The following is a 13,755-nucleotide window of genomic DNA, read 5'->3' on the forward strand; positions in this document are numbered from 1 at the left end:
CTAGAACATTAAAATAATTAGTTAAAAATTACAAGAAAATATATAAATTAAACGTTAATTTAATCTTTAGTTTAAGTCTACGTTCAGATTTCAAAGGAGGTATAGCTAAATAATTGTAGTTTTAATTATTTTCGCATCAATATTTTTTTAACCTAAAATATATCACTGCTAATTCATCTGTTTAATCAAAAATGCTTCAGCTTAGTATTTTAATTTAATAAGGGTTCGGTTAACCTGAACAACCATCAGTTTGAGCTACTGGGGTAGCCAAACAAAACATTTAGCTTTGCTTTCATACCGTTTGCCCTATAGGTGCTTTTAATTAAATATAACCACTGATGAAAAGTTATGGTCAGTGGGTTGTTACTATTTAACTGCCCCACAATACCGTACTTACACGGTTTATCGGCTTTTTCCTCGGCGTAAGTGCCAAATAATTTATCCCAAATAATGAGTACACCGGCAAAATTTTTATCTAAGTAGCCGGGGTTAATAGCATGATGTACTCGATGATGCGATGGGGTGTTAAATACCTTTTCAAACCAGCCTAGTGTACTTACCGTTTGGGTATGCACAAAAAACTGATAGGCCAAATTAAGCGCCACTACGGTAAATACACTCAGCGGATCAAAGCCGATTAATATCATTGGCAACCAAAATAACCACATACCCGCAAGCGGATACATTAAGCTTTGCCTAAATGCGGTTGAAAAGTTCATTTTAGTTGAACTGTGATGAACCACATGGGCAGCCCATAACCAATGAATATGGTGCGACGCTTTATGAAACCAATAATACAAAAAGTCTTGTAGTAAAAATGCGCCAAATATCGTCAGCACCGACAGTTCAATATCAAATAACCTATATTGATGCAACCAATAAAAAAATGGCATTAGCACAATTAAAGCAATCGCATCGCACCCTTGATGCATAAGCGCCAGTGCTGTATTCGCCAAGCTGTCTTTTATGTCGTAATAGCGCCGATATTTAATAAATTCATAACTTACAAAAATAATAAATACAGGACTAAGGGCAAGTAAAATTATTTCTATGCTCATGATATGTTGCCCTTAAAGTTGGCTTTTAGTTTATTAAGCGCTTGTGCTATATCTTTTTTAATAAAAAACTTAACCACAAAGCTTGGCAGCCACCATGGTGTTTTACAGCGTATGTTATAGGTAACTTCGGTGCTTGTTGGGGCATTGTCGCTAACGCAAAAATAAATATCGCCACGGTGCTCTGCAACTGGTTTATTACCTATTATTTGATAACTAATATGATTGCTATCGGCGCTAATTATACGCTCTTCAAAGCGAACTCCTGCCATTATAACTTGCCTAATAGCACCTTTACCGCCAATAATTTCGCCTTCATTTTGCTTTTTTAACAGGACAAATTTAGCATTAAAAAAACGTTCTAATTGCGCATGATCAAGCAAAGCGTCTCTGACTTGTAGAGGCGTTGCTGCAATCTTTTGTTTTAAGGTTATTTGTATCATTTTTATATAATAAGTATTTTCATAATGCCCTACCATATAAAATTTTTTCGTGGCAAACTTGCTGTTACACGACCATTTTTTAGCTTTAGGCGACAAATGAGCACACTTGCCGATCATTATTTTTCAAGCTGTATTGATTACCTTGAAACACTTGGACTTAATAGCCAAGCTGTTTTGTCGGCTATTAACTTTAATGAATACAGTAATAAGCAAGCTCAGCAACTCGCGCCACGCATTAGCTTAAACAGTTACAACGCACTGCTAAATTATGCTCAGCAAACTCTAAACGAGCCTTTGTTTGGCTTTAAGCTTGGTCAGCAAATTCGAACTGCCGACTTTGGCATATTGGGTTACTTAATTGAATCGAGTAATAACTTAGCCAGCGCTATTACCGCACTGCTTAACTACGACAGTTTAGTTGCAGATATTGGTAGAGCAGAGTTTGAACAGCAAGGTGAGTTGGCAATTATTCGTTGGCTACCTAATGCTAACTGTAGCCCACAGGTTATTTTACGTAATATGACCGCTTGGGTAAGTGTTATTCGACAACTATTAAATCCACAGCTATCGCCCAGTACTATTTATTTTACCCAAGCTTTTACCAGCAATGAAAAAACAGTACTCACACACTGGTTTAACTGCCCCGTTAAAACTAACGCACAGTATAACCAAGTGGTATTTCCGAGCAGTTATTTAGCACTGCCATTTAAAACCGACAATACGCAAATTAATTTAGTGCTTAAACAGGTTTCTGAGCAGCAACTTTCACGCTTTAAAAGCCAGCAGCTACTAACCGAAAAAATTAGCCAGTTATTTATAGCTAAAAATGACTTAATCGACTGCAGTTTAATACGCACAGCAGGCGCACTAAACATGACCCCGCGCACCTTGCAACGCCATTTAAAGCGCGAACAAATATCGTTTGCCGACTTACTTGAGCAAGAGCGTAAAAGGCGCGTAATACTGTGCATTGGCAAAGAGCCATTAAGTAACATAGCAATTAAACTTGGCTTTAACGACCAAAGTTCATTTAATCGTGCTTTTAAACGCTGGTATAACTGCACTCCACTGCAATATCTAAAAACACTACCTAAAAACATTGGCTAAAAATCAAACGTTACTTAACTCTTTAATTCAAAATAGATAATAAAAAGCCGCGGTTAAAATAACCACGGCTTTTTATTCGCTTACTAATACGCTTACTTTCCTATCGCTTCTTTAGCAAACAAATGCTTTATTGGGCCTAAGTTATCAACCATTGAAAGCCCAACTCCACGAATTAGTTTTTTAATTGGGTTAGCACCGGCAAATAACTCTTTTAAAGAGTACATCATGGCAATGTGTTTTTGCGCATCGAGTTTACGGGTTCGCTCGTAATCACGTAAAGTACGCGTGCTGGCAAATTCTTTATTATCACTTGTTAGTAACTCAATTAAATAAGCGGCATCTTTTAGGCCTAGGTTCATCCCCAAGCCTGCAAGCGGATGAATCGTATGTGCAGCATCGCCAATTAATACGACTTTACCTGCAACCCATTGCTGGGCATAACGCATTTTAAGTGGAAATGCAGCGCGTACACTTTGCACTTCACACAAACCACATTGGCCGTCTATTGCCGCCATAATGGCTTTGTTAAACTGATTGTCGTCCATTGCTAATAGCTCTTCACAATGCGTTGGGTTTGTAGACCACACAATTGAATGGGTGTTGGCATCGCTCAACGGTAAAAATGCTAATGGCCCGCTTGGTAAAAACACTTGGCGTGCGGTATTGGCGTGTGGCTCTTGGGTTTTAACTGTAGCCACCAATGCATGGTGGTCGTAGTCTTTAAAGCTCAGCGCCATATTAAACTGCTTTCGAATTGCCGAATTTGCACCATCGGCGGCCACCAGCAGCTTTGCAATGATTGGCTCACCACTTTTTAAAGTAACAAATACATCCGATTCGCTTTGGTGTATTTGCTGATAACAAGTGTCGAACATCAGCGTAGCATTTGGCTGCTGCTCCAGCTCCTTTATAAGCGCGTAGCAAATAATATCGTTTTCAACTATATGACCTAAATGATCAAGCTCTAGTTGCTCACTATTAAAAGCTATTTTGCCAAAGCTGTCTGCATCGCGCACATCCATATGGGTATAGGCACTAGCACGCAAAGCAACTATGTGTGGCCATACGTTTAATTGTTCAAGCAAGGTTTGACTCGCAATACTCAACGCACTTACGCGCATGCCATACTCGTCTGTTGGCGGTGTTTGCTTTGGCGCAGCGTCAAGCACGACTACGCTTATACCTGCTTTTGCCAACCCAAGCGCTAAGGTAAGCCCTACGCTGCCACCACCTACAATACATACCTGTGCTTGTTTCATAAACCTTGACCTTGTTTAACTTGCCCCATTAACTGCTTAGCCAATGGCGCTTTTAAAGAGGGGAATAAATCCATCGAAAACAACCCAATACTACGGCCAAGTGCCAGTATGCGTGATGAATTTGAAAAAAGCCTTACTAAACCATCTGTTAGGGTCATCACGTTATTTATATCAGCGCTGCGCTGCTGTGCATACTCGCGAGTAAATGCATAACTACCTAAGTCACTTGGGCTCTGGGCAATTAAGTTACTAAGTACTTGTACATCTCGCAGGCCTAAATTAAACCCTTGCCCTGCAATGGGATGAATTGCATGCGCAGCATTACCTATTACTACCGTGCGGTGCGCAATAAGCGATTCTACTTGGCCATACACTAAGGGGTAATTAGCACGCATACCCACTTTAGTAAATTGACCACCGCGATAACCAAAGGCACTTTGTAGTGCGCTTATAAAGTCGTCTTCACTTTGTGCCATGTGCTGCTCAACGTGCTGTTGCTGCATACACCACACCAGTGAATAGCGGTTGTTGCTCATAGGTAATAGCGCCATGGGGCCATGTTGCGTAAATCGCTCAAAAGCATGGTTATTATGCCCACCAGCTACTTCTATATTGGCAATAATAGCCCCTTGCTCATAAGCTTGAGTGTTAAACTTAAGTCCAAATAAGCTACGAGTTGGCGACTGTGCACCGTCGGCAATAACTAACAGCTTGGCGGCTATTTGCTCGCCACTTTGCAAAGTAACTATATTATTATGTAATTGCTGCTCAATGGCACTTACGCTATCAGGGCAATATAAACTGATATTTATTTGAGCGTTTAATAATTGATGTAACGAGCGGCCAAACGGGTTTACTTCAACCACATAACCAAGGGCATCTTTAGCAAACTCTTCACAGTTAATATCTGCTTTACCAAAATGGTGACGATCAGACACACTTACTTTTTTAATTGCTGTAGCGTACGGTGAATTTAACGCAAATAAATTTAAGCCTTGCAAGTACTCTACCGACTGCTGAGCAAGTGCTATGCTTCTATCATCAAAGCTCGGGTGATAGTCATTACTTACTTCATTCGCCTCAACAACAGCAATACTAAGCGCGGGATTTATTTTAGCCACGCTTAACGCACAGCTAGCACCGGCTAAACCGCCACCAATAACAACAACATCAAACTGCTTAGGCACTTTTTTCTCCTAGTCTTATGCGCTTTTATTGCTTTGCATAAGTGCTTCTATATCGCTTATGGTTTTTGGCGCACTTAGGGTGAGATTTTCATAACCACTTGGGGTTACTAATAAGTTATCTTCAATGCGAATACCGATACCTCGGTATTTTTGCGGTGCATTTGAATCTTCGCTGATATAAAGCCCAGGCTCAATGGTTAAAACCATGCCCGCAGCAAATGCGCGTTCGCTATTGTTTTGCTTGTAGTCGCCTACATCATGTACGTCTAGGCCTAACCAATGCCCCAAACCATGCATGTAATATTCTTTACAGGCTTGCTTTGCCATTAACTCATTAAAGTTGCCAGTTAAAATACCCAAATCTAGTAGACCTTGGGTCATAACTGCCATTGCTAAAGCATTAGCATGCGACATATAACCGCCGGGTTTAATTTCTGCAAACGCCACTTCTTGCGCTTTAAGAACAATATTATATAACGCGGCTTGCTCGGGGCTAAATTTACCATTCACTGGAAATGTACGTGTAATATCAGCAGCGTAGCCTTGTAGCTCGCAACCTGAATCTATTAACACTAGATCGCCACTTTTAAGGGCGTCGCTGTTTTGGGTGTAATGTAAAATATTAGCATTGTCGCCACTGCCTACAATAGTGCCATACGCTGGGTGCCGCGCACCATGCATTGCATAATGATGATGTAGCTCTGCTTCTAATTGATACTCGGTTGCACCGCTATGGGCAAAACACATTGCTCTAACATGGCCTTGCGCGCTAATTTCGCAGCCTGCGCGCATAATGTTTATTTCACTTGGTGATTTAAATAAACGCATTTCGTGAATTAACAAACGAATATCTTTAATGGTACTTGGCGCTGTGTCACCTTTTTTAGGGGCGCTGCGCAGAGTATTAAGCAAAGAGAAAACACGCCCATCAAAAGCCGAATATGCACCTTGCGCATAATATAAAACCGCTTTGCCATTGAGCAAATTAAATAACTGTTCACTCAACTCACTTAATCCATGGGTTGCATCAAACAAATATTCGTTTTTTGCTTTTTCAAAGCCTATTCTACGGCCATGCCATACTTCGGCTAGTTTATCTTTATTAAGGCAAAATAATGTACTGGGGGTATCGCTATTTGGAGCAAGTACAAGTACGGCATCGGGCTCATTAAAACCAGTTAAGTAAAAAAAGTCACTGTCTTGCCTAAATGCATAGTGAGTGTCGCGGCTGCGCGTAACTTCGCTCGCCGCAGGTATAATTGCCACACTGTTACTATCCATTTTTGCAAGCAGACGCTCACGACGTGCTTTAAACTCTGACTTTTGTATTTCAACCATGTGCAACAAACCCGTTTAACTTAAACTATTAATGAAGTGTTTTTTTAGTGCTAGCAGTGCTTTGATCTTTACCTAACTCTGCAAAGCAAAGTAATGCCGACACACGCACATACTCAATCACTTCATGTAGTGCTTGGCTGTCTTCTTCTGTTTCTTCAAAGGTAGTATCAAGGCGAGTAATTTCGCTAAAATCGGTAATAACTTCTTTTACATCGGCTGATAATTTACCGTAATCTTTTTGCTTTAAACCAAAGCCAAGCATAAAACCTGCAACCCAAGAAACCAAACCATTAGCCTGATCTATAAGTGTTTCATCGTCGCTGGGTAAAAACAAATCAAACGCAAACTCTTCATCATTAAAACTAGCAACGACCTGCTTATAAATGCTGCCAAAAAACTGTTTTAAATTATTACTAAACGAATCACCATCGTTAAACACATCGCTTAACAGCCCTAGGTATTCTTTGTCGTCAATCGTTAACCCACAAGCTAATAAACCACTAATTACACCGTGCGCTTCGGCCGGTGATACAAATATTTCGTTTTTTTCTAATAATAATTGGGCTTCTTCGTAATCTGGTAAATCGCTCATTGTTATATCTTCATTTTGCTAGTTAAGGCAATGCTACCACTCGATAAAAAGCAACTCCAATAAATTCTATAATCAAACCGCTTAAGGGCCACTATTAAACACTTTAATAGTGGCAGATCTTTATTGCTGCGGTATGCTTTATTAAGCCCAATATATAAAAAACATATTTATGGCTAAAAAGCACACTCATAAGTAAATAACTAATGATAAGTGCACAATAACCACGCAAACAAAATAATATTTTGCTTTTGGGGTTTAAGCTTTCGATTATGTCTTATATACTGGATTTGTTCCCTGGGGTGCTGGAGCTTGGTTAAGTCCCTGAGCCGATAAATTTTATACCAGGGTTTCTGTTCGTATACTATTGTGCAAGCTCGGCATGTACCGAGAAGCCTACGGTAAACCGCAGATTCCCGCCCTGAAACCTCAAGGTTTCAGGACTGACACCAACACCACACTTTGGGGAACACCTTCTTATTTTTATAATCCCTCTTATTATTTATTTGTCTTTTTTGTTATAACTTTCTAAATTATTTTTATAATCTTTGGCAAAAAAAAGCTGCAAGTAATTCCTTACTTACAGCTAAACTCTAAATGCTTACACTTATTTACTTAAACCAACCCTGAAAACGCTCCATGAGCATATAATTTACCGGTACTAGCAATAAAGTAATGAAGGTGGCGAATATAATTCCAAAGCCTAAGCTCACAGCCATAGGAATTAAAAATTGCGCTTGAGTCGCTTTTTCAAATAATAACGGCATTAATCCTATAAAAGTGGTTAAGCTAGTTAGCATAACTGGGCGAAAACGTGACGCGCCGGCAAGTTTAACTACCTCAATTAATTCAATCCCTTCTGTGCGTTTTTTATTAATATAGTCAACTAATACCAGCGAGTCATTAACCACTACGCCAATTAATGCTAGCATGCCAAGCAAGCTCATAATGGTTAATTCCATTCCCATGATCCAATGCCCTACTACAGCGCCTATCATGCCAAAGGGTATAACACTCATTACTATTAATGGCTGTAAATACGATTTAAACGGTATCGCTAATAGCGCATAAATAATAAAAAATACAAATACTAACGCCCAAGCAAGTGAACCAAACGACTCTCTTTGCTCTTTTGCTTCTCCTTCTAATGCATAATCAACTCCTGGGTATTGCTGCATTAGCTCATCCAAATACTGGGATAAATCAGCTTGGAGTATGGTCATGTTAGTGTTGCTTTTTTCTATATCGGCGGTCACATTTAAAGTACGGTAACGATCGATTCGATTGATAGTAGACGGGCTTTGCCCTGTAATTAAAATAGCCACATGCGATAAAGGCACTGAGCCACCGGCAGGTGTGTTTATGAGTATATTTTGTAAGTCGGCTACCGAGCGTCTTTCATCAATAGGCAAACGTACCATTACGCGCACATCGTCTCGCCCACGTTGGATCCTTTGTACTTGCGAGCCAAAAAACGAGTTACGCACTTGCCCTGCTACATTTACTCTATTTAAACCCAGCGCTAAGCCTTGCTCTGTAAGCTCTATTTGTAACTCTTCTTTACCATCAGACATACTATCGGCAATATCGAATACAGTTGGGTAGGTCGATAAACGCGTTTTAATATGATCTGCCACGTCTTGTAAAACCTTTAACGATGTACCGCTAAGCTGCACATCTATTGGATCTGAACTACGACCTATTTCGGCTCTAAAGGTGAGACTTTCAGCGCCGGGAATAACGCCAATTAATTCGCGCCATTCACTGGCAAGCTCGCGTGAGCCTATATCTGAATCACGTTTTTCAGCTGGGGTAATTTCAAAGCGTACTGCGCCTGAGTTAGATACTCCGCCGCGCCCGCCCGTTGTTGCTAAAATATTTAAAATAACGCTCTCCCCCGTATCAGGGTCACGGTATTTTTCTTGCAATTGCTGCGCCTTTTGCGACATATCAATCACGTACTTATTAGTTACTTCAAACGGCGTGCCAGCAGGCAGGGTTAAGTTTACCCGTACGGTTTCGCTGGGAATACGTGGAAAAAATACAAACTTAGTCCAACCACTGGTGATCATAGTTAAAATAATTAAAAACACGCCAACAAATAAGCTCACCGTTGCCAGTTTATGGCGCAGAGCTAAATTAAGAATAGGTTGATAATATTTTAAAATCGCACTTTCAAAGCCATCAGCAAAACGTTGCTGTAGCAGATCAAACTTTGATTGCTTACCTTTTTGGTGACGTAGCTTTATATATTTTAAATGTGCAGGTAAAACAAATTTAGATTCAATTAAAGAAAACAATAATACCGGAATAACCACCACCGGAATTTGTGCAAATAATGCCCCGCGTGCACCTTCAATAAAGGCTAATGGCAAAAAGGCCGCTACCGTGGTTAATACACCAAAAGTCACTGGCGTTGCTACTTCTTGGGTACCTAATATGGCAGCTTGTTCGCCCGATTCGGCTGTTTTTAAATGGGTGTAAACGTTCTCTCCGGTGACTATGGCATCATCAACCACAATACCGAGTACTAAAATAAAACCAAACAAGCTCATTACATTAAGCGTTACGCCAAAAATAGGCATAGCAATAAATGCCCCCATGAACGACACCGGAATACCAATAAACACCCAAAATGCGATAGCTGGGCGTAAAAATAAGGTTAGCAGTGCCAGCACTAAAATACCGCCTTGCAAGGCGTTAGTGGTGAGTGTGGCAATACGGCTTTTAACTAGCTCTGAGTCGTCATCCCAATAACTTAATGCAAAACCTTGCGGCAATGAAGGTTGCTGGGCATTTATATAAGCTTTTACTTCATCGGCAACAGTAATTGCACTTTGTGGGCCTATTCGGTATACGTCGATAAAAGCGGCTTGTTTTCCGTTAAAACGTGTACGCACTGGGGTTTCTTCAAAGCCGTCATTAATTGTGGCTATATCACCTAAGCGAATAATAGTACCGTCGCTTTGGTTTTTAACCACTATGCTGGCAAATTCATCTTTTCGGTATGCTTGTCCTTTTGAGCTAATAAGTACATCGCCACCTTGGGTTTTTAAGTTACCCGCAGAAATGTCTGAGCTTGAGTTAGCAACCGCATTAGAAATTTGCGCCAGTGTTAAGTCATATTGGCGCAATGTATCTTGGCTTACTTCAATAGCCAGTTCGTAGTCGCGCACGCCACTTAACTCAACCTGCGTTACACTGGGTAAACGTAATATTTGATCGCGTACTTGCTCTGCATACTCGCGAGTTTCTTTTTCGCCATAATCACTAGATACAGTTACCGCTATAACCTCTCGTTTTCGCTCAGCTAGAGCAACGATGGGTTTTTCAGCATCCCCAGGAAAGGTATTAATAGCATCAACACGGCTTTTTATATCAGCGAGCAACTCTCGAGGATCGTAGCCGCTTTCCACTTCAACAGTGACAGAGCCCGAACCTTCAGATGAGCGGCTAAATATTTGCTTTATACCCTCTAAATCTTGTACAGACTCCTCTATACGTATAGTGACACCTTGCTCAACATCCTCTGGCGTCGCGCCACGTAAACTAACCTGAATGCTGATCATATCGGTTTCAAACGAAGGAAATACTTCGATCGGTATTTTCGTCGATAAACTAAACAGCCCAGACAGCAACAAAGTTACTAACAATAAATTGGCAGCAACATGGTTTTTGGTAAACCAAGCAATCATGGCTTATCTCCTTGCTTTGCTGCGCGACGTTTTTTTACTAGCTCTGCAACACTAATGCCTTGCTCTTTTGCTTGTTGTGCTAATTGCTCTGCTGTTGGGCGTTGCTTCATACTTTGTGGTTTAGTCGCTTTATTATCTTCGCCTAAAATATTCACTTGTGTACCCGAACTAACTTGCCCCAGTGGCGTAATAACAAGTTTATCACCTGCTTTTAAGCCGGTTTTTATCATTGCAAAAGCGGCATTTTGCCATGCAAGCGTTATATCTTTACGCTTTAATACTCCCTGCTCAACAATATAAACGTAAGACCCCTGATAAATAGTGCTATTTGCAATAATAAGTGCATCAGAAACTGTTTTTCCGGTGATCTGCGCTTTAACGTATTGCCCTATTTTTATTGGGTATTGATTACTTTGTGTTGCTTTATAAGGGTCATTAATTTTAGCAACCACGTAGAGTTGCTGTGCACTTTCATCAATAGCACCTTCGGTACGCGCCAACTGCCCTTGCCATGTTTGCTCACCAACTAAATCAGAGCTAAATTTAATCACGGATCCGGCCTGGTTTTTAGCACCGTCGCGGTACTGCTCAGGTAAATTAATAAAAGGTAGGTCTTTGTTTTTTATTGGCAACCGAATCTCTACGCTGTCTATTGCGTAAATAGTAGCGAGCTGAGTATTGTTGCTAACAACTTGGCCTAAATCTACATTACGACTAAGTACTCGTCCTGCAAAAGGCGCTATTATTTGGGTACGTTCTAAGTTTAACTTGGCTTTTTCAAGTGTTGCTTGCGCCGATAATACTTGTGCTTGTGCTGCAGCTAATTGTGGCTCACGTAGCACCAAGCTACTTGCAGGTTTATCATTACCTAAACGCTGCCAATCTGTAATAGCCTGCTGCCCGCGGGCTTGTTCTTCTAAAAGGCCTTGCTTTGCTGTTAATAAGTTAGCCTGTGCCGATTTAACCTCTGCTTGATAGTCTCTATCGTCGAGTTGGATTAGTACCGCACCTTTTTTAAAAAAACCACCTTCTCTAAAGTCATCGCTTATATTTATAATTAAACCCGATGCTTGAGCAACTAATAAGCTTTGTGTACGTGGTTTTACTGTGCCGTAGCTGTCTACCATCACTTGATAGTTTTGCGGCTGCAACATTTGAACTGCTACATTAATTGATGCTTTTGGTGGTGCACCAAAGCGATTAGCTTCTGGCGGGTTACCTTTAATAAACATGACGATTAAAATAGTGGCAATAATAACCGCGATTGGAATAATAATTTTTGCTGTTTTAGTTTTCATTGCTATTACTCTGTAGTTCGGTTGAAGTGTTTGCAAAATCGCCACCAAGGGCAAGGTGTAAATTAACTCGGTTTGCTATCAATTGATTTTTAATACTAATTAAGGAGCTTTGAGCATCGAACGAGCGTCCTTGTGCATCAAGCACTGTAGTGTAGCTAACCAAGCCACTTTGATATTGCTCAAACGATAATTGCTCGGCAGCAAGGGCATTTTCTTGTGCTTCTAGCGTGCTTGTATATTGCGCTTTAAGTGATTGCTGTAGCGTAATCGCATTTTCTACGTCGCTAAAAGCATCGTAAAGTGTTTGTAAATACTGCTGCTCTTGTTTTTGACTATTTAAACGCGCAATTTCTTCATTCGCTTTTAACCGGCCGCCATTAAAAATAGGCGCTGAAATACTGCCAAGTAATGACCATGCTAGGCTAGATGGCGAAAACAAATCACTTACTCTATCAGTAGTATCACTTAAACTTGCCGTTAAATTTAAACTTGGAAAACGTTGCTTATGGGCATAAGCCAAGTTTGCATCACTTGCTAAAAGCTGATACCAATTTGCACGTAATGTTGGCTTTCGGGTAATTAACTCTGAGGGTAAACCTAGTGGAATGTCGGTATTGATAACTGGTAGGTCATTATTTGCCGAGATAATTCCTTTCGGATAATCTCCCAATAAACGCTCAAGTACTCTTGCTGTAGTTAATAAGCTAGCTTGCTGAGTAGCAATACGTGAACGCTCATTATTTAGCTCGTTGCGAGCTAAATAAACATCGAGAGCTTCGTTTAATCCTTGACGATAACCTGACTCTATAATATCAAGATTTTGCAAAGCATTGGCTTCACGGCGCTTATATAAATCAAGTAATTGCTTTGCGGTTACTACATCAAACCAGCCCTTTACTACATCGGCAACTAGCTGTTGTTTGGCTTGTTCAAAGCGCGCCTGTTGCGCTAAGTAGTTTAAATTAGCTTGGCGATTAGAATCTGACAGCTTGCCCCATAAATCAACTTCGTAACCTAAATTCAAGCTCACTGAACTTGCATTATTATAACTAATTGGGCGGTTATTTTTACTACGGCTAGTACGCGCAGATAAGTCCAGAGTTGGCCACAACGCAGCGCCCGACACAATTAACTGCTGCTTTTGGATCGCTACATCGTAACTACTTTGTAAAAGCTGCTGGTTATTTTTAAGTGCCTGCTCCACAAGCTTATTCAGCTGTGGATTTTGTAATTGTGTAAGCCATTGCTGCTGTACGTGTAATACCGGCGCAGAGGTTTTTTGTTGCCATTGCTGCGGTACATTGTTAGGTGCTTGTTCGCGCTGCTGTGAATTTATATTGCTCGCACAGCCGCTGAGCAGCACAATACTGAGTGCCAATAAAGTTGGCTGGTATTGTTGCCAAATCATAATTAAACCTGAATTACTGCTATTTATAATGTAATTCAAGCACTTTGAACTAAAACGCTCAACTTACTTTACATAACATTACATAATTAGCCATAAACTATCGGATAACTATTTATACTCTATTTCGACATTAATGATCATTAAGAAAGTTGAAAGTAACTATAAGTGGTTTGTATCACTAAGGGGGTTGCTAAGTAGTGTACTGATAAGCTTAAAATTAGTCTGGAACAATTTTAAGCTGTATGGGATGCAGGGATAAATAATCTTTATAAACAAAAAAACCTCACAAATGTGAGGTTTTTTAATAAATGGTGCCTCGACGCGGAATCGAACCACGGACACGAGGATTTTCAATCCTCTGCTCTACCGACTGAGC

Annotated in this window: 10 protein-coding genes and 1 other RNA gene; 2 read left to right on the forward strand and 9 right to left on the reverse strand. The window is 40.4% G+C overall.

Annotated elements, in window-relative coordinates; translation table 11 throughout:
- Window positions 1-245: 245 nt before the first annotated feature.
- Together AAEY55_RS07260 and AAEY55_RS07265 are read right to left on the reverse strand one after the other, a co-directional pair.
- Window positions 246-1,058, reverse strand: a complete 813-nt coding sequence (locus AAEY55_RS07260; protein WP_350550651.1) for a sterol desaturase family protein — start codon at window positions 1,056-1,058, stop codon at window positions 246-248.
- On the reverse strand, window positions 1,055-1,498 hold the full coding sequence (locus tag AAEY55_RS07265; protein WP_192532054.1) for an SRPBCC family protein: 444 nt from the start codon (window positions 1,496-1,498) through the stop codon (window positions 1,055-1,057). Before AAEY55_RS07265 ends, AAEY55_RS07260 begins: the two co-directional genes overlap by 4 nt.
- A gap of 96 nt (window positions 1,499-1,594) precedes the next feature.
- Here AAEY55_RS07265 and AAEY55_RS07270 point away from each other — a divergent pair, with 96 nt between their 5' ends.
- A complete protein-coding gene (locus tag AAEY55_RS07270) occupies window positions 1,595-2,605 on the forward strand; it encodes an AraC family transcriptional regulator (RefSeq protein WP_179807619.1) in 1,011 nt (336 codons plus the stop codon).
- A 92-nt stretch (window positions 2,606-2,697) separates the two neighbouring features.
- On the opposite strand, the gene AAEY55_RS07275 is transcribed toward AAEY55_RS07270, so the two are convergent.
- From AAEY55_RS07275 to AAEY55_RS07290, 4 genes are read right to left on the reverse strand one after another with little or no spacing between them, the layout of a single operon-like run.
- Complete coding sequence (locus tag AAEY55_RS07275) at window positions 2,698-3,864, reverse strand: FAD-dependent oxidoreductase (protein WP_011327264.1); 1,167 nt, start codon at window positions 3,862-3,864, stop codon at window positions 2,698-2,700.
- On the reverse strand, window positions 3,861-5,051 hold the full coding sequence (gene ubiH / locus AAEY55_RS07280) for a 2-octaprenyl-6-methoxyphenyl hydroxylase (RefSeq protein WP_182677169.1): 1,191 nt from the start codon (window positions 5,049-5,051) through the stop codon (window positions 3,861-3,863). Before ubiH ends, AAEY55_RS07275 begins: the two co-directional genes overlap by 4 nt.
- Window positions 5,052-5,066: 15 nt before the next feature.
- Window positions 5,067-6,389 (reverse strand): Xaa-Pro aminopeptidase, encoded by a 1,323-nt coding sequence (pepP, locus tag AAEY55_RS07285; RefSeq protein WP_350544481.1) that lies wholly within the window; start codon window positions 6,387-6,389, stop codon window positions 5,067-5,069.
- A gap of 28 nt (window positions 6,390-6,417) precedes the next feature.
- Window positions 6,418-6,981, reverse strand: coding sequence for a UPF0149 family protein (locus tag AAEY55_RS07290; RefSeq protein WP_011327261.1), 564 nt, complete (start codon window positions 6,979-6,981; stop codon window positions 6,418-6,420).
- A gap of 288 nt (window positions 6,982-7,269) precedes the next feature.
- On the opposite strand from AAEY55_RS07290, the gene ssrS reads away from it, so the two are divergent.
- Window positions 7,270-7,451: non-coding RNA, 6S RNA (ssrS, locus tag AAEY55_RS07295), on the forward strand.
- 138 nt (window positions 7,452-7,589) lie between these two features.
- On the opposite strand, the gene AAEY55_RS07300 is transcribed toward ssrS, so the two are convergent.
- From AAEY55_RS07300 to AAEY55_RS07310, 3 genes are read right to left on the reverse strand one after another with little or no spacing between them, the layout of a single operon-like run.
- Window positions 7,590-10,673 (reverse strand): efflux RND transporter permease subunit, encoded by a 3,084-nt coding sequence (locus AAEY55_RS07300; RefSeq protein WP_011327260.1) that lies wholly within the window; start codon window positions 10,671-10,673, stop codon window positions 7,590-7,592.
- Window positions 10,670-11,971 carry an efflux RND transporter periplasmic adaptor subunit gene (locus AAEY55_RS07305; RefSeq protein ID WP_089367784.1) on the reverse strand — a complete coding sequence of 434 codons (1,302 nt, stop codon included), beginning with the start codon at window positions 11,969-11,971 and terminating at the stop codon, window positions 10,670-10,672. The genes AAEY55_RS07300 and AAEY55_RS07305 overlap by 4 nt, the downstream gene beginning before the upstream one ends.
- Window positions 11,961-13,379: an efflux transporter outer membrane subunit gene (locus tag AAEY55_RS07310; RefSeq protein WP_086993246.1), complete on the reverse strand. Its 1,419-nt coding sequence runs from the start codon at window positions 13,377-13,379 to the stop codon at window positions 11,961-11,963. The genes AAEY55_RS07305 and AAEY55_RS07310 overlap by 11 nt, the downstream gene beginning before the upstream one ends.
- Window positions 13,380-13,755: the final 376 nt, after the last annotated feature.

The organism is Pseudoalteromonas sp. 120-MNA-CIBAN-0494 (genome assembly GCF_040308885.1).
GTDB lineage: Bacteria > Pseudomonadota > Gammaproteobacteria > Enterobacterales > Alteromonadaceae > Pseudoalteromonas > Pseudoalteromonas nigrifaciens.